18 protein-coding genes and 1 riboswitch are annotated in these 18,927 nt (G+C 48.1%); of the genes, 12 read left to right on the top strand and 6 right to left on the bottom strand.

What is annotated here, in order from left to right; translation table 11 throughout:
• Positions 1–210 precede the first annotated feature (210 nt).
• Together FVR03_RS08500 and FVR03_RS08495 are read right to left on the bottom strand one after the other, a co-directional pair.
• Positions 211–672, bottom strand: a complete 462-nt coding sequence (locus tag FVR03_RS08500) for a DUF4268 domain-containing protein (protein ID WP_147921319.1) — start codon at positions 670–672, stop codon at positions 211–213.
• Between the two features lie 331 nt (positions 673–1,003).
• Positions 1,004–2,236 (bottom strand): multidrug effflux MFS transporter, encoded by a 1,233-nt coding sequence (locus FVR03_RS08495; protein ID WP_147921318.1) that lies wholly within the window; start codon positions 2,234–2,236, stop codon positions 1,004–1,006.
• Between the two features lie 411 nt (positions 2,237–2,647).
• Between FVR03_RS08495 and FVR03_RS08490 the strand changes: the two genes are divergently transcribed.
• On the top strand, positions 2,648–3,280 hold the full coding sequence (locus FVR03_RS08490; protein ID WP_147921317.1) for a porin family protein: 633 nt from the start codon (positions 2,648–2,650) through the stop codon (positions 3,278–3,280).
• Between the two features lie 165 nt (positions 3,281–3,445).
• Here the strand turns inward: FVR03_RS08490 and FVR03_RS08485 are convergent, their stop codons facing one another.
• Positions 3,446–5,062, bottom strand: coding sequence for an arylsulfatase (locus tag FVR03_RS08485; RefSeq protein ID WP_255474130.1), 1,617 nt, complete (start codon positions 5,060–5,062; stop codon positions 3,446–3,448).
• 538 nt (positions 5,063–5,600) lie between these two features.
• Here FVR03_RS08485 and FVR03_RS08480 point away from each other — a divergent pair.
• The 11 genes from FVR03_RS08480 to FVR03_RS08430 all read left to right on the top strand — a co-directional run bounded on the left by FVR03_RS08480 (position 5,601) and on the right by FVR03_RS08430 (position 16,469).
• Positions 5,601–6,146: a YfiT family bacillithiol transferase gene (locus FVR03_RS08480; protein WP_147921315.1), complete on the top strand. Its 546-nt coding sequence runs from the start codon at positions 5,601–5,603 to the stop codon at positions 6,144–6,146.
• Between the two features lie 331 nt (positions 6,147–6,477).
• On the top strand, positions 6,478–7,542 hold the full coding sequence (locus FVR03_RS08475) for a DUF748 domain-containing protein (protein ID WP_187270097.1): 1,065 nt from the start codon (positions 6,478–6,480) through the stop codon (positions 7,540–7,542).
• A 133-nt stretch (positions 7,543–7,675) separates the two neighbouring features.
• Positions 7,676–7,900, top strand: a complete 225-nt coding sequence (locus FVR03_RS08470; RefSeq protein ID WP_147921313.1) for a VF530 family protein — start codon at positions 7,676–7,678, stop codon at positions 7,898–7,900.
• 29 nt (positions 7,901–7,929) lie between these two features.
• Entirely contained in the window at positions 7,930–8,310 is a 381-nt protein-coding gene (locus FVR03_RS08465) for an SRPBCC domain-containing protein (protein ID WP_147921312.1), read from the top strand.
• Between the two features lie 289 nt (positions 8,311–8,599).
• On the top strand, positions 8,600–9,265 hold the full coding sequence (locus FVR03_RS08460) for a hypothetical protein (RefSeq protein WP_187270096.1): 666 nt from the start codon (positions 8,600–8,602) through the stop codon (positions 9,263–9,265).
• Between the two features lie 186 nt (positions 9,266–9,451).
• Entirely contained in the window at positions 9,452–10,969 is a 1,518-nt protein-coding gene (locus FVR03_RS08455) for an ATP-binding cassette domain-containing protein (RefSeq protein WP_147921310.1), read from the top strand.
• Between the two features lie 300 nt (positions 10,970–11,269).
• A riboswitch (TPP riboswitch) is annotated at positions 11,270–11,367 on the top strand.
• 79 nt (positions 11,368–11,446) lie between these two features.
• Positions 11,447–12,256: a hydroxyethylthiazole kinase gene (gene thiM / locus FVR03_RS08450; RefSeq protein WP_147921309.1), complete on the top strand. Its 810-nt coding sequence runs from the start codon at positions 11,447–11,449 to the stop codon at positions 12,254–12,256.
• Positions 12,243–12,893 carry a thiamine phosphate synthase gene (thiE, locus tag FVR03_RS08445; RefSeq protein WP_147921308.1) on the top strand — a complete coding sequence of 217 codons (651 nt, stop codon included), beginning with the start codon at positions 12,243–12,245 and terminating at the stop codon, positions 12,891–12,893. The genes thiM and thiE overlap by 14 nt, the downstream gene beginning before the upstream one ends.
• A complete protein-coding gene (thiD, locus tag FVR03_RS08440) occupies positions 12,868–13,713 on the top strand; it encodes a bifunctional hydroxymethylpyrimidine kinase/phosphomethylpyrimidine kinase (protein WP_147921307.1) in 846 nt (281 codons plus the stop codon). Before thiE ends, thiD begins: the two co-directional genes overlap by 26 nt.
• Complete coding sequence (gene tenA, locus FVR03_RS08435; RefSeq protein WP_147921306.1) at positions 13,700–14,353, top strand: thiaminase II; 654 nt, start codon at positions 13,700–13,702, stop codon at positions 14,351–14,353. The genes thiD and tenA overlap by 14 nt, the downstream gene beginning before the upstream one ends.
• Before the next feature lie 511 nt (positions 14,354–14,864).
• Positions 14,865–16,469 carry a hypothetical protein gene (locus FVR03_RS08430; RefSeq protein WP_147921305.1) on the top strand — a complete coding sequence of 535 codons (1,605 nt, stop codon included), beginning with the start codon at positions 14,865–14,867 and terminating at the stop codon, positions 16,467–16,469.
• Positions 16,470–16,742: 273 nt separating this feature from the next.
• Here FVR03_RS08430 and FVR03_RS08425 read toward each other — a convergent pair whose 3' ends face one another.
• The 3 genes from FVR03_RS08425 to ubiE are packed head-to-tail and all read right to left on the bottom strand — an operon-like array spanning position 16,743 to position 18,926.
• Positions 16,743–17,495, bottom strand: a complete 753-nt coding sequence (locus tag FVR03_RS08425; protein WP_147921304.1) for an SDR family NAD(P)-dependent oxidoreductase — start codon at positions 17,493–17,495, stop codon at positions 16,743–16,745.
• A 4-nt stretch (positions 17,496–17,499) separates the two neighbouring features.
• Positions 17,500–18,255 carry a type IX secretion/gliding motility protein PorT/SprT gene (porT, locus tag FVR03_RS08420; protein WP_147921303.1) on the bottom strand — a complete coding sequence of 252 codons (756 nt, stop codon included), beginning with the start codon at positions 18,253–18,255 and terminating at the stop codon, positions 17,500–17,502.
• A complete protein-coding gene (gene ubiE, locus FVR03_RS08415) occupies positions 18,204–18,926 on the bottom strand; it encodes a bifunctional demethylmenaquinone methyltransferase/2-methoxy-6-polyprenyl-1,4-benzoquinol methylase UbiE (RefSeq protein ID WP_147921302.1) in 723 nt (240 codons plus the stop codon). The genes porT and ubiE overlap by 52 nt, the downstream gene beginning before the upstream one ends.
• Position 18,927: the final 1 nt, after the last annotated feature.

The following is an 18,927-nucleotide window of genomic DNA, read 5'->3' as shown; positions in this document are numbered from 1 at the left end:
CCGAAACCGTTAGCTGGTTGTTACAGACTTAAACTAAATTTAAACGTTTAAACATACAAACATTATGTAGTTTCGCAAAACTTCCCGCACCTCATTTTAAAGCAGTTGTTCAAAACCACTTTGCCTTCGCCAGAAACTAACAAGCCAGCCTAAAGCAGCCACTGCTGCACCTGTTAAGGGGGCAAAACGCAGGTGGCGTACCTTTGCGGTTTATTTTAAGGCATCGAAGCTATACTGGGCGGTGTTCCAGAATTCATCGAGGGCAATGATGCGGGGCTTGAAAAAGGAGATGAGCGCAGGCCAATCGTCTTTGTTAAATACATTTACGGCTGGCAACTCTTTGTAAATTCTGCTGATGAGGCGGTGGCTTTCGTTGGTAGTGTGCAGTACCCACTCCCACTCTTCGCCCAGGGTTTCGTGCAGGAAAGGGCGCAGCTCCTCAAACTGTTCATAAAAAAGCTTCTGAATTTCCGGGTCTGGGTGGTGGAGCTCAATGGCAATAGAAGCCGACTTTTTATCGGCCTCCATCTTAAAATAAACGTGCTTTAGCCCTGTTTTATAGTTTGCCCAGTTTGTTCTCAGGCCTTCGGCGGAGGGATGCGGCGCAATATATTGCCCGAACGCCGTCCAGAAAGCCTGCCGCAGCTGCGACGCCTGTTCTCGTGTATACATGCTCTAAAAATACACATAGGCCAGCTGGATTGCAATTATCAGTACCTCTTTATAGAGACTGCTTCTTACCTTATCGGAATCAGAAACTGCATCACCTTGAGAAACACGACACAAGTATCACGATACACGATATTTTATGATTTGTATAAAAGGTTAAACAAATTCCGTTAAGCTGTGTCGCAGTCTTTAACCATTCAAAAATTCAACCAGCAATTATTTAAATAAGAACAGCCTCCAGAAGGCTTCTGCATGATTTTTTGGCAAGGGTTGCCCCTTCTCTCCAGCGCCACAAGTGCAGCAGGAAGAGGTAGGTTAGCCGAACCTGTTACGCCTACAGCAAAACAGAGCTGTCTTCTTCTACCATGCGGCGGCTGGCGCGGTAACGAACAATTCGGGTGCTGGCAAGTAAAATTATAAGACCAACCAGGGCACAACCCAGCATAATGCTTACCATAGGAATGGTGGTGCCGTTGTGCAAAAAGCTTACGATAGCCGAGGCTAAACCACCCATCGCCATCCGGAAACTTCCCATTAGGGCAGCCGCGCTACCCGTGTGTTTGGTAAAAGGAGCCAGCGAGAGAGCTGTGGCATTGGGGTTGGTGAGGCCTTGCCCGGTCAGGAAAATAAAAATCATCATAACGAGTGCATACTTCCCGTACCAGCCATACCAGGTGCCGGCTACCAATAATAAGCCAACGGCTGTTTGGTAATAGAGCGTAACGATAATTATCTGCTGGCTTGTAAACCGTTTCAGCAGCACGTGGTTGAGCTGTGTCGACCCGATCATGGCAAAGGCAATGGTCGCGAAAATCCAGCCGTACTCCTGCTCACTTACTTTGTAAATGTTCATAAACACATCGGCAGAACCTGCTATGTAGGCAAAAGGAGCTGCTGTGGCAATGCCCCCTGCCAGCATGTAAATCAGGAACTGAGGCTGTTTCAGCACCGTCAGGAAATTATTGAGTACAGGTTTGGGCCGCAGCGAAATAGTTGGGTCGGCCAGCTTACCTACCGGTAGCAAAAAGTGAACGCCAGCCATAATAATAGCTGTAATTACAGCCAGGGCAATAAAAACAGAGTGCCAGCCAAAGGCAGCTGTCATGTAGCCACCCACAGTAGGCGCGATCATAGGCGAAACAGCTATAACCAGTGTCAGGAGCGAAAAAGCCTGCGCTGTTTTGTTAACCGGAAAAATATCGCGCACCAGTGCCTGAGCCGCCACCATACCGGCACACCCGCCAACGGCCTGCAAAAAGCGCATACTGATCAGCGAATCTACTGAGGTAGTAAGGGCGCAACCTAACGAAGCGATGATGTAGATGGTGAGGCCGGCATACAAAGGCATTTTGCGACCAAAGCGGTCGAGCAATGGCCCGTAGAGCAGCTGCCCTGCCGAAATACCGATCAGGTAACTTGTAAGCGAGAACTGCACCCGCGAAATGGTAGTATTTAAATCTTCTGCAATAGCCGGAAAACCAGGCAGGTACATATCAATGGCAAAGGGACTGATAGTGGATAAAGCACCAAGTATTAATATAACTATAAAATATTGTCTGCGTGTCATATATAAAGTGAAAAAACATTCAAAGTTACAACATTAATTTTTCTTCTGAAATTAATGTCTTCAAAAGAGAGGTTATACCTCTGGCAGCCGCAGTTGTTGCCCCGGCTATTGTTATATTTAGTGATTGCCGGCAGGAAGTAAGGTAACAAAGGTACAGCAGCAGCAGGATCTATGGAGAAGTTTTTATACAGGATGCACCCAGTATGTTGTAGCTGCTGTTATTAAACGCTGCTAGCTATTTCATACTTTAACCTTGCGCCTCCCCGGAAAACAAGACCCAAGACTAATCTTATTTTCCAATCCGCAGAAAATGTATTCTGAAATAGAATTCAGGGATTTTTCATCGTATTCCACAAAAGGTAAATTTGCTATATTAAATAGAATTATTTAGACTACGGTAAAATCTCCTCTATGAAAACGAAAAAGTGTCTGCTTCTGCTGGGAGCAATGTTATCCTGTCATCTGGGTTTTGGGCAGTTTGTAAAAGAAATTAGAGCAGGGCTGAGTTACGCTACGGTGCAGTTTCAGGATGCCGCGCTGCAGGATGCAACCTCAGAAAGACCTGGTTATTTTGCAGGCTTGGTAGCACAGCAGGAACTGAACAAGAAATGGTTTCTACGGCAGGAGCTTGTGTATGCCGTAAAAGGCCACAAGCAATATTACTCTTCTTCCAGTCCGGCCCTTGTTAGTTACCACTACCTTACCCTGCCACTCCTGGTAGGATACAAGGTAGCAGATAAACTGAGCTTTAATCTTGGGCCTGAGCTGGCGCTGGTTGGCCCCGTTATGTACAGAAGCGGTCAACATAGCAGCAACCTGCATCAACTAGAAAATTTAAATGTTTTTGATGTAAGTGCGATGGCAGGCCTGAGTTACCAGTTTCTTCCGCGGGCTGCAGTCGATATGCGCTATAGCCACGGTTTCAGGAATTCTAGAAATGTCCAGTTCTACAACAGCTCTGGCTTGCACGAGCAGACAAAACAGGACGGAAAGCACCGGGTACTGCAAGTGGGTCTGAACTACTCGATCAGGAAGGACGGATAATTGATCTCAGGTGTACAATTCTTGCTGCTGAAGCACTCTTTTTAAGGGTCAATCAGGCTTTGAGTTAGCTGTACTAAAGTATTTCAGGCGGCAGCAGAAACGGCTATGTCTATATACTTAACCGTTTCTGCTGCCGCTGAGTGCTTGGTAATGCTTTTCGGGCAATCAGGGCTTCTGCTTTTTCTGCTTGTCCATTTCCAGCAATTGTACAAAAGGCACTACGTTGGCATGCTTGGCCCAGGCATCGTATAGCTGCGAGAGCTCTTTTACCTTTTCAGGGTGTTGGCTGCTCAGGTCGTGGAGTTCGGAGCGGTCGTTGGTGAGGTTGTAAAGTGCCCAGGTGTTCTCCGGAAACACCGATACAATTTTCCAGTCGCCTTGCCGCACGGCCCGGTTACCTTCGTGCTCAAAAAATATCTCTTTATGGCCTGCCCATTTCTGGCCCTTCAGCAGCGGCACCAGGCTAGTGCCTTCCATGGGTTTAATGCGGTTGCCTCTATAGGTACCGGGGTAGTTAGCGCCTGCCAGGTCGAGGCTGGTAGTCATAAGGTCGATGACGTGCGCTGGCTGGTGGTTTACTTTACCGGCTTTTACTACACCAGGGTAGTAGGCGATAAACGGAGTGGAAATGCCGCCTTCATGCTCCCAGCGCTTAAACTTCCGGAAGGGTGTGTTGCTCAGGTTAGCGCCTTCAAACTCGTAGGCTGTAAAGGAGGTAGGGTCGCTGGCGAGTTTTTTGTTTGCTTCCCGAATCTCTTGCGTAAAGCCTGGTTCATTAATGTTCTCATAGCTGCCTCCGTTATCAGACAGAAACATGATGATGGTATTCTTATCGGCTCCCATCTCCTTCAGCTTCGCCCGCAGCTTGCCTATGTTCTGATCCATGCGGTCTACCATGGCGGCATACACAGCCATTTTATCGTCCCATCTCAGTTTCTCTTCTTCTGTTAAAGATTCCCAGGCGGGCACTTCCTCATCGCGTGGCGAAAGCTGCTCTTTTTTGCTGATTACCCCCAGCGCCTGCATGCGTTTAAAGCGTTCTGTCCGCAGCTTATCCCAGCCTTTCAGGTACTTGCCTTTGTAACGGGCAATGTCTTCGGGCAGAGCGTGCAAGGGCCAGTGCGGTGCGGTGTAAGCCAGGTACAGAAAAAAAGGCTTGTCTTTGGCTCTGTTCTCTTCTATAAACTGGATGGCATAATCTGTGTAGGCATCGGTGGCATAAAAACCTTTGCCAGGTGTATACTCCTTGTTATCGAGGGCATAGGTCAGCTTCTGGTTGGGGCGGTAAGGCCGGTTCTCAAAATAGCTGTTGGCGCCATCGAGGAGGCCAAAGTAGCGGTCGAAGCCTCGCTTTACCGGCCATTGCTCCGGACGCGCATTCAGGTGCCACTTGCCGGTCATGAAGGTGCTGTAGCCATTCTCCTGCAGCACTTCGGCAATGGTTACGCATTCTTCGCTCAGCATGCCCCTGTACGAAGGGTGCTCCCGCTCGTTTACCATATGCCCCACCCCTGCCTGCTGCGGATATACTCCTGTGAGCAACGAGGCCCTGGTGGGGCAGCAGCGGGAGGTGTTGTAAAAATTAGTCATTTTGAGGCCGCCCTTTGCCATGGCATCGAGGTTCGGCGTATTTATTTCAGATCCGAAACTGCCCAGGTCAGAAAACCCCATGTCATCGGCCAGAATGATGATGATATTCGGTTTTTGGCTCATCGGTGTCTGGCTTAGCAGTAGCCCGGTTACCAAAATCAGCGACAGGTTAAACAGGCGTTTCCGTAACATAGAGATTAGTTTTGTTTCAGGTAACAATATAAACTGCTGCTTGTACATCCTCATCCTGCACTATCCTGTTTTCTGGTTTTAGGCGAACCAATACTAGTTGGTGCCCTCACAGACCCTTGAACTGAAAACAGCTTTTTTGCTTCGGAAGGGCATTTTCATTAGAATAATTCTGCTTAAGTAAAGCTGCTATAACAAATCAGCAACTCCTATCTACAAAACCGGTAAAAAATGCTTCTGAACGAGTCATTGCAGTACATTTTTCAACATTTCTAATTTTTAATTTGGCGAAGCTCCTAACTTTCACTTAAGCACTCATTCAGAATTCTAATTAAATAACCATTTAGCAACCAGCAATTATTCTAATGAAAATGCTCTTCCGAAGGTCTTTTGCGTGTTTTAATGCCAAGGGTTGAAAATTCCTGTTCTCTCATTCAAAATTTCCTAAAGAAGTCTCCTGCAAAGCACCGGTATTGGTATAATCTGCAAATTATTTTTAGTTTAGTGCGTCAGTAGTACCTAAATCACCTTTCCTCCCCCTATGACTGAAGCACAACTGGAGCAACTGAAATATCCTGTAGGAAAATGGCAAAAACCCGAACCCATTACACCGGAACACCTGAAGCAATACATGGCAACCATTGCCCTCTTCCCCGATAAACTGCGAAAGCAAGTAGCGCTCCTCACAGCTGAACAGCTCGACACGCCTTACCGGCCTGGCGGCTGGACACTCCGACAGGTCGTGCACCATTGTGCCGATAGCCACCTGAATAGTTTTATGCGCTTTAAACTGGCCCTTACCGAAGAAAAACCCACTATTAAGCCCTACTACGAAGAGCGCTGGGCCGAACTCCCCGATGCCAAAGCAATGGCTGTAGAGCCATCGTTGCTCCTCCTCGACGGGCTGCATGCTCGCTGGACACGCCTGCTTACCTCGCTTAAGCCCGATCAGTTTGCCTCCACTTTTACTCACCCGCAACAACAACGCGACATGCGCCTAGACGAGACACTGAGCCTGTATGCCTGGCATTGCCGCCACCACCTGGCACACATTACAACTTTGAAAGCACGGCAAGGCTGGGCTTAATTATATTACTGATGTTCGGTGGCTTGTGCTATTGGAGTATGTTTTAGCTTAGCTGCAACTTCAACACTTTCCATCCAAGCCTTGGCCCGTAGGCAATTCTGCTAATGAAAATGGCCTTCCGAAGGTTTTTAGGCGAAAAAGAGTCAAGGGTCAACCAAGGTTTCTTCAGAAAAGGTAAGGGTTGCTCTTCCTAAACAAAGCTAGTGCATACCTTTTGCGGCACATGCTCCTTTACCAAACGCTGCGCCTGTTTTCCGTATACATTCCAGAACTTTGGCAAACAGCTACTGTAGCCTGTTTGCTGAAAGTGAGTTTACGAGGAAAACAATATATGAGAAGGCGATATAAAAGAACCTATGCCACACTTGCAGCCGTGGTGGTACTGCTACTGCTGTTCCGGCTGGCGCTCCCTGGCATCGTGAAACGGTATGTAAACAAAACCCTGAACGACTTGCCCGGCTACACCGGCTATGTAGAAGACATAGACCTGCACCTGTACCGTGGTGCTTACACCATAGATGGCCTGCACCTGGTTGAGGAAAACGGCAACCCTAAATACCCTTTTCTGTACATCAGGAAAACGGACCTGTCGGTGCAGTGGCGCTCGTTACTGAAAGGAAAGGTAGTAAGCGAAATACAAATGCTGCAGCCGGAAGTGAATATTGTAGAAGCCAAAACCGATACCGCCAACGAACCCACCCGTCAGCACTGGACCGAAGTGGTAAAAGACCTGATGCCGATTACCATTAACAGGCTTGAGGCAAGCCAGGGCCGCATTGCCTACCTCGATTTTGGAGCCAGCCCCGACATAAACCTCTACATGGAGCAACTGCAGCTGGTAGCCCTGAACCTGGCCAATGTAGAAGAAGAAAGCGAAAAACTACCTTCCGACGTTACCTTTTCCGGCCGCTCTATTGGAGGAGGCCAGCTAAAAGGCAGCATGAAAACCAATGCCCTGAAAGAGATCCCCGATTTTGACCTGAAGGTGGAGCTAACCAAAGTAGACCTGACAGCGGTAAATAGTTTTATTGAAGCCTACGCTAAATTCGATGTAGAGCGAGGCACCCTCGACATGTACAGCGAACTAACCCTGACCGACGGGCAATTAGATGGCTACATGAAACCCTTCTTCGAAAACGTAAAAGTGCTTAACTGGAAAAAAGACAAAAAAGAAGGCGGCTTTTTCAGAGCTGCCTGGGAAGCCATAGCAGGCCTCTTTGCCGAAGCCGTAGAAAACCAGCCCCGCGACCAGGTAGCCACTAAAGTCCCGATAAAAGGCGATATAAGTAAAATGGATGCGGATGTGTCGGCCACCATTTTTAATGTGCTGCGGCATGCCTTTATAAGCGCGTTTAACAAAGGTCTGGAAAGCTCTCAGCCCACAGAAGAACCTTAACATATTAAAACTCTTGGCTCCCGTTGGTGCACACTGCTGAAATTAGCGGCGTTTTTTGTTACTTTGCTCCAAGGGCAAACGCAGCCGTTACGCACAGCTCTGCCGAACAGCTATAAATAACCAAACGCTACTGATGGAAGAACAGAAAAACAACCCGTTGCATGGCATAACGCTGGAGCAAATGCTGGTGCAGCTGGTAGATTATTTTGGATGGGATGAACTTGGTTACAAAATTAACATCAACAGCTTTAACAACAACCCATCTATTAAATCGAGCCTTACCTTTTTAAGAAAAACACCCTGGGCACGCGAAAAAGTAGAAAGGCTCTACGTTAAAACATTTACAAAGAAAAACTAACCTCCCAGCTTCTTTTTTCAGAACACGCCATGAAAGACTTTAAGAAATATTACATTATACCAGCCTCCCCGGAAGAAGTATATGCCGCCCTTACCAACCCCATCACCATACAACTCTGGACAGGTGACAAAGTGGAAATGTCGACAGAGCCGGGCTCTGAGTTTTCGTTGTTTGATGGCGATATTGTGGGCAAAAACCTGGAGTTTGAAGAAAACAAAAAAGTAGTGCAGGAATGGTATTTTGGAGACCAGGAAGAGCAGTCTGTTGTCACCATTAAGCTGCACCCACACAAATCCGGCACCTCCGCCGAACTCCGGCACACCAACATCCCGGACGAAGCATTTGAAGACATTACCGAAGGCTGGAACCACAGTTTCTTTGCCTCCCTGATAGAGTTTTACGAAGATTAGGCTGAGCGTGCTGCAGAACAAAAAACTTTTGCTCTGCAGCACGGAAGCGTAGCTTTAGAAAAGGAAGGTACAGAAAAATATTTCTTAACGCTTAAACATGCTAACATGAGCTGTGGCTTTACAAAATCATCTAAATGTCCTTATTTTTCAGGTGACAATTCAAAGCTTTTTGTAATTTAGAGGGATGAAACCTTCCATTTTATTTCTCTTTCTATTTCTGATAGCTGCCACAGCTCCGTTGTTTGCTCAATCAGATGCGAATCTTGCGGCAGATTCTACGAAAAATTCTGTGTTTGGCAGCTACCTGATATTGCCGCTTGAGTTTCCTGTTGTTAGTGCTTCGGCTATGAACCAGGAACTGGGCAAGTTTGGGTTCCCTGGCCTTAAAGCGCCAACAGCAGCTATCAGATATGGCCTGCAGCTCTACACCAACAGAATTATTACCACTTTCTCGTTTAACAAAACGGCCCGAAAAAAAGATAACGACCTGCTGCGGCACGAGGTAGAGTACCGTGCCACCTCCATTAACGTTGGCTACGACCTGCTGCGCCATTACCAGTTTTCGCTCTACCCTTACGTAGGTTTTAAAGGCACCGGGCTAAACTACCTGTACCAGGAAAAGCCGCAGGAAATCTGGACATTTGAGGACTACCTGAAATCTACCACCGACACAAAAGAATTTACAACTTCTGTTGCCAACCTAGACCTGGGGCTGGGCTGGTCGTTCCAGACCTTTTACCTGCTGAACCTGAAGGCCGGCTACCTGGTGCCGCTCGAAAAACAAAACTGGAAAATAAATAACAACCAGGATCTGCTGCGCCAGTCGCCACTTGTTACCAACAGGTTCTACTTTGTGCTCTCCATCGGGTTGGGCAACATTAACCAGGAAAAGCAGAAAAAAGTTAGAAGCGTTATGCAGGAACCGAAAAACGAACCGCTGCTACAAGAAATTTAAGCCCCTGCACAGATGTCTTAGAACATCGCAGAAGACTCTTTACGAGCGAGCTTCCTTGCCCTAACTCATAATTAAGCCAAGCACCAGGTAGGGCTGAGACTGTTATAGGTGTGGTGCCAGGAAGAGTGCCATTTCGTTTTAAACCCGTAACTTTAAGTTCTCAACACTTAAAAGTCTTTTGTTAAAATGCCTGCTACCACACCTGCTCCAGTTCTTTTGCTCCAGAACATTACCGTAAAACACCTGAACCACACGCTGTTCCGTAACCTGAGTTTCAGGATAAATAAAGGGGAGCAATGGGCGCTGGTAGGCGAGAGCGGCTCTGGCAAAACCAGCCTGCTGCAAACCATAGCCGGCAAATACAATGTGGTAAGCGGAACGGTGCAGCATGTGTACTACGAAGAATACCTGCAGCAATACCCACAGCATGGCAAGGTGTTTACGCATCATAACCTGGTGGCAGAGGTTGCCCAGAAACATAACTTCCGAAACCTGTCGTCTAACATAACGGAGTTTTACTACCAGCAACGCTACCACGCCGCCGACTCGGAAGATGCCCCCACTGTAGCCAACTACCTGGCAGGTATTGAGGCTCCGGCAGAGGCAGAGAGCTGTTGGACGGTCGAAACCGTTATCAGCACCTTTCAGCTGGAGCAGCTACTCGACAAACAACTGATAAAACTATCGAATGGCGAAACCAAACGGCTTTTGCTGGCTGCTGCCCTCCTGCGCCACCCCCGCCTGCTCCTCCTCGACAACCCTTTAACCGGCCTCGATGTGCAAACGCGGGCAGAGTTTAACCAGTTAATCAGGCAAATAGCTGACTCGGGTATTTCTGTTATAATGGCAACTGCACCTACAGAAGTTCCGGAGGCTTTAACGCATGTAGCCATTCTGGATAAAGGCACTCTGGTGGAGCAGCTACCCATTGCCGAATATGACCCCGCACGAGTTAACATGGCACCCGCTTTTGCTCCTGATCTGGCAGCACTACAGTCGCTTCTGTCGCATACTGCGCCTCAGGTTTTCGAAACCATTGTGAAGATGGAACAGGTGCACATACAATATGCGCAGAAGCTGGTGCTAGACAACATAAACTGGCATATACGGCAGGGAGAGCGATGGGCGCTGCTGGGCCACAACGGGGCAGGCAAAACAACGTTACTCAGCCTGATAAACGGCGATAACCCACAATCGTATGCCCAGAAACTGACTCTGTTCGACCGCAAACGAGGAAGCGGCGAAACCATCTGGGACATCCGGAAAAAAATTGGCTTTGTATCGCCGGAGATGTACCAGTACTTCCCGAACGAGAACACCTGCCTGGAGGTAGTGGAGTCGGGTTTTTACGATACCTTAGGTCTTTTCAGGAAAAGTGAGGAGCACCATGCGGCCATTGCTTTGCGCTGGATGCAGCTCCTGGAAATAGAACAGGAGGCGCACCTGCCGCTTAGAGCAGTATCGGCTAGTACACAACGCCTGTGCCTGCTTGCCCGCGCCCTCATCAAAAACCCGCCCCTGCTCATCCTCGATGAACCTTGCCAGGGCCTCGACAAGCACCAGCAGGAGCAGTTCAAAAAATTACTAGATGCTATTTGCCAGCAAAGCAACACCACCCTGATTTACGTGACGCATTACCAGCAGGAAATTCCGGAAAGCGTAAACAAGGTGCTGCAGCTACAGAATGGTGTGGTAGTAAGCTAATATCCTTGGCTACCCCTTGACTAGAACGTAGATAAAATGCTTCGGAAGGGCGTTTTCATTGGAATAATTGCTGGTTGTTGATTGCTGAATTGTTAAATGGTTGAATGGTTAAATAGTATTTATTTAGAATTCTTAATGAGTGCTTCTTTTAACTTTTAACTAATTAAAGGGGAGTCTAGTATCTAACATCTAGCGTCTAAAATCTGAGTATTATTTCTTTTTAGAACGAGCAGCTACTCCTTCCGCTAGTTCCGACTACTGAAAAAGACTGGAATCTACCAGCTAAATTGCTTATAATTGTATTGGCTTTGGGGGTGTTCCTTTTTTACGGAACTGAGAAAATACCCTTTGAACCTGCTCCGGGTAATGCTGGCGAAGGGAAAAGCAGAGATTGGCAGTAGCCTGCCGTTTCCTCTTCTCATTTCTTGCTTCTCCCGGAGCCTCTTAGCCATTTGTTATACTTAACCACCTCTCGCTATGAAGGATATACTCTGGCAAACCATACAGGCAGTAAAAGCTACTTCGCCACTGGTCCACAACATTACCAATTATGTGGTTATGAACAACACGGCCAACGCCTTGCTGGCAGCAGGTGCCTCGCCGGTTATGGCGCATGCCCACTCCGAAATAGAAGCCATGACTGGTATTGCCAGTGCCTTGGTCATTAACATAGGTACGCTTGACGAGTACTGGGTCGAAAGCATGCGGCGGGCGGTGCTAGAAGCCGAGAAACTGCAAAAGCCGTGGGTGCTGGACCCTGTAGGCGCAGGTGCCACTCCTTACCGCGACCGTGTGCTGGAAGAACTTCTGAAACATAAGCCAACGGTTGTCAGGGGTAATGCCTCCGAAATACTGGCACTGGCCAGCAAAGGCACCGGCACCAAAGGAGTAGACAGCATTAATGAGAGTACAGAGGCACTGGATGCCGCTATTGTACTAAGCAAAAACACAGGAGCCGTAATCTGCGTTTCGGGTGCCGAAGACCTGCTGGTGCAACAGGCACAAGGCCTTTCGATTACCAACGGGCACCCGCTTATGGCTAAAATTACCGGCATGGGCTGCACCGCCACAGCTTTAATAGGTGCCTGCTGCGCGGTACTGCCAGCGCAACCTCTGCTCGCTACGGCAGCCGCAATGGCCTTAATGGGTATAGCAGGCGAAATGGCAGCCGAAAAATCGGCGGGACCAGGCTCACTGCAACTGCACTTCCTCGACATGCTGCACACACTTTCAGAAAACGACTTTATGCAGCGGCTAAAACTGAAGCAACTCGATGCGGCCTTTTAGCTACAAACTTTACCTGGTAACCGATGAGGCAGCCTGTTTAGGTAGAGACCTGGTAAGCGTGGTAGAAGCAGCCGTCAAAGGCGGTGTAGACATGGTGCAGCTTCGCGAAAAAGACCTGCCGGATGCTGCTTTCCTAGCCAAAGCACTGCGCCTGAAAGAGATGCTCGACCGCTACCAGGTACCGCTTATTATTAACGATAACCTGAAAGTGGCAGTGCAGTGCGGTGCCATGGGAATTCATGTGGGCAACAACGATATGACACCCGAAAGCATACTGAAGCACTGGACAACCTGCGGCACACTGGGCTACTCCCTCGAGTACGAAGAGCATCTCCAAAGCACCAGTGCTCAGTTAGCCGATTACCTTGCCCTGAGCCCTGTATTCGAGACCCCAACCAAAACCGATACCGTTACGGCCTGGGGCCTGGAGGGCATTAGCAGGATAAGGGAGCAAACCGCTAAACCTTTGGTGGCCATAGGGCAGGTAAGCGCCGCAAACGCAGGAGCCATTCTGCAGGCAGGAGCCGATTGTCTGGCAGTGGTATCTGCCATTTGCTCAGCTCCAGATCCTTCCTATGCTGCCGAAATTCTCCGAAACGAAATTGAAAAACATGCCAGACCAGATAGAAAGATATAAATACCCGGCAGTACTAACCATTGCCGGCTCCGACAGTGGGGGCGGTGCCGGCATTCAAGCCGACCTGAAAACATTTTCGGCACTTGGCTGCTTTGGCACCTCTGCCATTACGGCCATAACTGTGCAAAATACCCTTGGGGTTACCGGCATTCATGGCGTACCTCCGGCTATTGTGCAGCAGCAGGTACAAGTAGTGCTGGACGACATAAAACCAACCGCCGTAAAAATTGGCATGGTGCACAGCGTAGAGCTGGTACAGGCCATTGTAGCCGCACTGCAACCATACCCCGACTTGCCTGTTGTGCTGGACCCCGTAATGGTTGCCACCAGCGGCGACAAGCTAATTCACGATCAGACGATAGAGGTACTGAAGCAAAAACTGTTTCCGATGGCTGAGGTCGTAACACCTAACATAGACGAAGCAGCTATTCTGGCACAAATGCCAATTTCCTCCCTCGATGACATGAAAATAGCTGCACGGAAAATTCTGCAAACAGGCTGCCAGTCCGTGTTACTGAAAGGCGGCCATTTGGAAGGTCCAAGATTATACGACGTATTTGTACAGCAAGACGGTCAGGAGCATATTTTTGAATCTGATAATATAGTTACCCGCAATACACATGGCACTGGCTGCACCCTGTCGTCGGCTATTGCGGCTTACCGGGCGCAAGGCCAGCCCCTGCTACAAGCCATACGAGAGGCGAAGCTGTATGTGCACCAGGCCATACTTCAGGGAAAAGATGTAAAAACCGGTGCCGGCCATGGTCCGCTAAACCATTTTTTTGAACCTTTAAAACTACAGAAACATGAGTTGGAGTAACACCGCCTGGCAAGCTGGCAACAACACTTACCAGCAAATAACTAAAATGCCTTTTATTCAGGAATTGGTTGCCGGCACACTTCCGCAAAACAAATTTGCTTTTTACCTGGGCCAGGATTCGCTCTACCTGACACAGTTCGGCAAAGCTTTATCGCTGATTGCGGGCAGGTCGCTCCATGCCGAACAGGTGCTTGCTTTTGCACAGTTTGCTGAAGGTGCCATTGTGGTAGAGAGAGCCTTGCATGCCAGTTACTTCCGGAAATATAATCTATCTGATACGCCTGCCATATCGCCAGTTTGCCAGCATTACACCAACTACCTGCTCAGCCAGGCGGCCTTAGCACAGGTAGAGGTAGCCATGGCCGCTGTCTTGCCCTGCTTCTGGATCTATAAAGCTGTGGGAGATTATATTTACCAGCAACCTCAGGTAGCGAACAACCCTTACCAAGAGTGGATAAACACCTATGCCGGCGAGGAGTTTGGAGCTATTGTGCAACGCGCCATCATGCTCTGCGACGAGGTAGCCGCCACCTGCACCCCAAACCAGCAACAAGCCATGACCACCGCTTTTGTTACAGCCACTAAACTTGAATGGATGTTCTGGGACAGCGCCTACCGACTAGAAGCCTGGCCGGTTTAACCTCCTAACCCGGAATCTCCTTTTTTAATTAGTTAAACTATTATTTGGTTGCTCCTTGATTTTAAGAATGCCTTCGCGTCTTCCGCTCGTGCTAGCCGTTCTGTTTATTTTGGCGATTCTGAAGCTCTTTTGCAGGCAGAAAAAACCGGAAGAAGCTTGAATTCAAAAAGATCTGTCTCAAAAGAATCCAAAACATCAGGTACACCCTTGACAACTTTCTAGAAAAAATGCTTCTGAAGGCTGTTTTCATTTAAATAATTCGGGTAGGAAAATACAACATGACTTCTAGAATATATTGGTAGCTACTCCTTTTGCTACCGAAAATAACCGGCTGTTGAACACAAGTTGTATTCTGCTGTTTAACCACTAACTGCTGGTCTTGTAGCCTGCTTCTGCCTTTGGGTTTACTTCCTGAAATTTCTTCTCTAACAACACCTGCTCTTGGTGCTAGCTTGTAAACATTATAGCTTTTTTACGTTAGATACTTCAACTATTCTGACTAAAAAACTATATGAGCTATACCGTAAGGCAGCTTTGCCTCTTTTTTCTTCTTTCGGCTTCAGGTTTTGGATGCGCGAAGAAGAACTTTTTTTCTAAGACTCCTATTCTGGGCGACTCGCAGTACCAAAAGGTACAGGCAGCAGCACCAGGCACCATAGATAGCGTAACCGTACAGGCCGGAAGCCACTACAAGCGCGGTGGCTTCCATACATTTTTCTGGGGAAAGCATTACCGCGACATCTGGGTGGCACCGGTGCAGGTACAGGTTTTTAACATGAACGAAACCAAGGGCGGACTGGAAATTGAAAAACTGGGAGGTGGCATGCAAACCACCAGCCTTACCCTCACCGATAAAGAAGGTTTTTCTTACGCCCTTCGCTCCCTCGACAAAGACCCAATAGGTGTGCTTCCGAAGTTCTGGCAGAAAACCTTTGTGGCTGATGTTATCCGCAACCAAACCTCTGCTATAAACCCCTATGGAGCTCTTATTATTCCGGGCATGGCAAAGGCTGCTGGCATACCGCATGCAAACCCTGAGCTTATATACGTGCTGCCAACTGATACCAGCTTTGGCGAATTTAACGACCAGTTTCAGGATCGTTTCTTCATGATTGAGGAAAAATACACCGACGATAATTCTATTACCGACGATATTGCAGATGCCGAAGATATTGTTTCTTCTAAAAAGATGCTCAAGAAGCGCTTTAACAAAGACTCTCACTTTATAGATCAGCGTGCGTTCGCAAAAGCCCGCCTCTTCGATTTAGTTATAAACGATTGGGACCGGCACGAAGGTCAGTGGAACTGGGCTGAATACGACGAAGATGGCGAAACAATATACCGTCCTATTCCGAAAGACCGCGACAATGCTTTTTACCAGTTCGACGATGGCGTGATAACCTGGCTGTTTAGCCGGAAATGGGCAATCAGAAAGTTTGAGTCTTTTTCTGAAGATTACAAAGATGTGTATGCGCTGGCCATGAACTCGTCTTTTATAGACCAGAGAGCCTTGCCGGAACTAACAGCCAAAGACTTTGCAGAGCTAGCCACCGAATTGCAGGCATCTCTCTCCGACCAGGTAATAGAGCAGGCAGTTCGCCAGTTTCCTGATTCGGTTTATAAACTAGTTGGCGAAAGCTACATCCGGAAACTGAAGAACAGGCGCGACAAACTACCTGAGGCAGCCCAGGAATTTTACAAAATTCTGGCTAAAGAAGCCTTGGTGGTAGGTACCGACGAAGAAGACATTTTTGAGGTAAAGCGCCTCAACGATGATGAAACGGCTGTAACCGTATGGCGGGCATCTGACAAAAAACAAGTGTACCACCGGGTATTTAACCGTGCAGAAACCGACCTGATAACCTTGTATGGTCTGGCAGAAGACGATGAATTTAAAGTGAGCGGCGAGGTAAACAAGGGCATTAAAGTTAAAATAGTTGGTGGCCGTGGCGAAGATGAAATGAAAGACACCTCACAAGTGAAAGGCTTGCGCCGTAAAACCATTGTTTATGACACCAAAAGAGGCACTGAGTTAGAGGCAGGCCCTGAAACAAAAGACAAAAGAACCAGCGATGTAAGAGTGCACGCTTTTGACCGCGAAGGTTTCTCGAGATAGTACTTCAGGTATACTTGCTTACCTTGGCGGAATGAGGATAAACGTTTGTATTCCGCCACAAAGCAACCTTGAGAACCAGGAATAACTGAGCAGACCACTGTGGTACCCTTGGATTATTCTGACCCAAAAAGCTTCTGAAGGCTGTTTTTATTTAAATAATTTGGCAGTAGGATTAACTGAGCAACGGGTACTTATCTCCCATAAATCAAAAAGTCAGAAGTACCGGTTGTAGGTATTTCTGACTTTTTTGATTTATGCACTTTTCAAAGCGACTTACTTTCTGCTGGCAATGGTGGCGGAGGCTTGTGCACCAGCCAGCACCATTACTTCTGCCAGATTAACGTGCGCAGGCCGCGACACAACAAAAGCAATTACGTCGGCAATGTCTTCGGCACGAAGAGGCTCTATGCCTTTGTACACACCTGCTGCACGCTCTTTGTCGCCTTTGAACCTCACCTCTGAAAACTCAGTCTGCACCAGTCCCGGGTTTACTTCCGATACTTTTATTCCTTCGTGTATTAAGTCGAGGCGCATGGCTTTGGAGAGTGCGTCTACTGCAAATTTTGAGGCGCAGTATACATTGCCGTTCGGGTAAACCTCTTTGCCGGCAATAGAACCTATGTTTACGATGTGGCCTTTTTTGTGTGCCAACATAAGAGGCAGCACCTCATGGGTTACATAAAGCAGGCCTTTCACGTTGATGTCGAGCATCGCCTCCCAGTCCTCCAGCGAACCTTCCTGAATGGGCGATAAACCATGAGCATTACCGGCGTTGTTTACCAGTACTTCAATCTGTTTCCAGGCTTCCGGCAACGAGGCTATTGCCTGCTGCACGGCTTCTTTATCGCGAACATCAAATGTAAGCGTTAGCACGGGCACCACCTCCTGTAGTTCCTGTTTCAGTTCCTCCAGGCGCTCGGTTCTGCGGCCCGTGGCAATGATGTGGTACCCCTGTTTGGCTAACGCCAAAGCTGTTGCGCGTCCTATACCCGAGGTTGCACCTGTTACAAGAGCTATTCTGGTCATGAGTTTATTCGAAAAACAGGATCAGCGAAATGTTATGGTTTGTAAGGCGCTGTATGCTGCGGCTATACATGTTATTGTCGCGCACATGCTGGTTTAGCAACCCATGGGAGAAACGCAGCTCAGGGGCGAATTTGAAGAACGGGTAAAAAATATCGAGCCCTACGCCATACTCCAGGGCAAGGTCAAACTTCTCTGTGCGCAATCCATCGCCGTTGTTGCTGTCTTTTTCGCTGTTCAGGTCGATGCCCGGTTTTACGCCACCTACAAAATACATGCGGTAGTTGGTTCTGCGCTTCGACTTGTACTTAAGCAAGAATGGCAGTTCTACCATGGTAGAACTGATGGTTACGTTGGTAGTGCCACGGCTGCCATCGTCTTGGGCGGCGTTTCCAAACTCAATGGTACGACCATAAAACCCAACTCCCGGCACAAACCTGAAGTCGAGGTACTCGGCCAGGCCCACGTTTAGTACCAGGCCCGTGTAAAAGCCGGGCGATGTGCGGGCGTTCACGGTCATAGCAGATCCGGAATTAAGTTGATCTACATATTCCTGCGAATGCTCCAGGTTGTATTTGGTAAGTGGCACAGCCAGGTAAAACCCATAATGCACCTTTTTCTCATCGTAATTCGGCTTGTTCTCCTGCGATATTTTTTTCTGGGCCGAAGCCAGACTGCTGCTAAGGAACAGAACTGAAAAAACTGCAAATACTATTTTTTTCCTGTGTAGATGGAGCTTATTCCAAATGTAAGTGAATGCCATTTTGTTGATTTAAATCCAACCTGCTGATAAATATTTATAAATTCCTGTCCGTCTGGGAAAGCCTGCACCGACTCCGGCAGATACGTGTAAGCGGCCCGGTCCTTAGAAACGAACTTACCTACTACCGGTAGTATATTTTTAAAATAAAATTGGTAGAGCTGTTTCATCGGGAATGCCTTCGGCTTCGAGAACTCCAGCACCACGGCAGTTCCGCCAGGCTTCAGCACCCTGTACATTTCAGAAAGGCCTTTAGGCAGGTTCTCGAAATTACGCACCCCGAAAGCAACCGTAATGGCATCGAATGTATTGTCTTCGAAGGGCAGGTCTTCGGAGTCGCCGTAAAGCAACTCTATTTTCTTATCGAGGCCACGGCGCTTCAGCTTTTCTCTGCCCACAGCCATCATACCTTCCGAAATATCGACTCCGATTATGTTGTCCGGGTTCAGACTTAAAGCTTCTATTGCAAAGTCGCCGGTACCTGTGGCAATGTCGAGCATTATTTTGGGGTTGGAAGGCGCCAGCAACTTTACCGCTTTCTTTCGCCAGATAATATCGATACCAGCACTTAGGAAATGATTCAGAAAATCGTATTTGCCGGCAATGTTGTTGAACATCTGGGCCACCTGCGATTTTTTGTTTTCGTTCTGGTCTTTGTAAGGGACTACAGCCATT

Origin of the sequence: Pontibacter qinzhouensis, from assembly GCF_008017455.1 — a bacterium.
GTDB classification, from domain to species: Bacteria; Bacteroidota; Bacteroidia; order Cytophagales; family Hymenobacteraceae; genus Pontibacter; species Pontibacter qinzhouensis.
The sequence above is the reverse complement of the archived record's forward strand: the minus strand, read 5'-3'. Positions and strand labels throughout refer to the sequence as shown.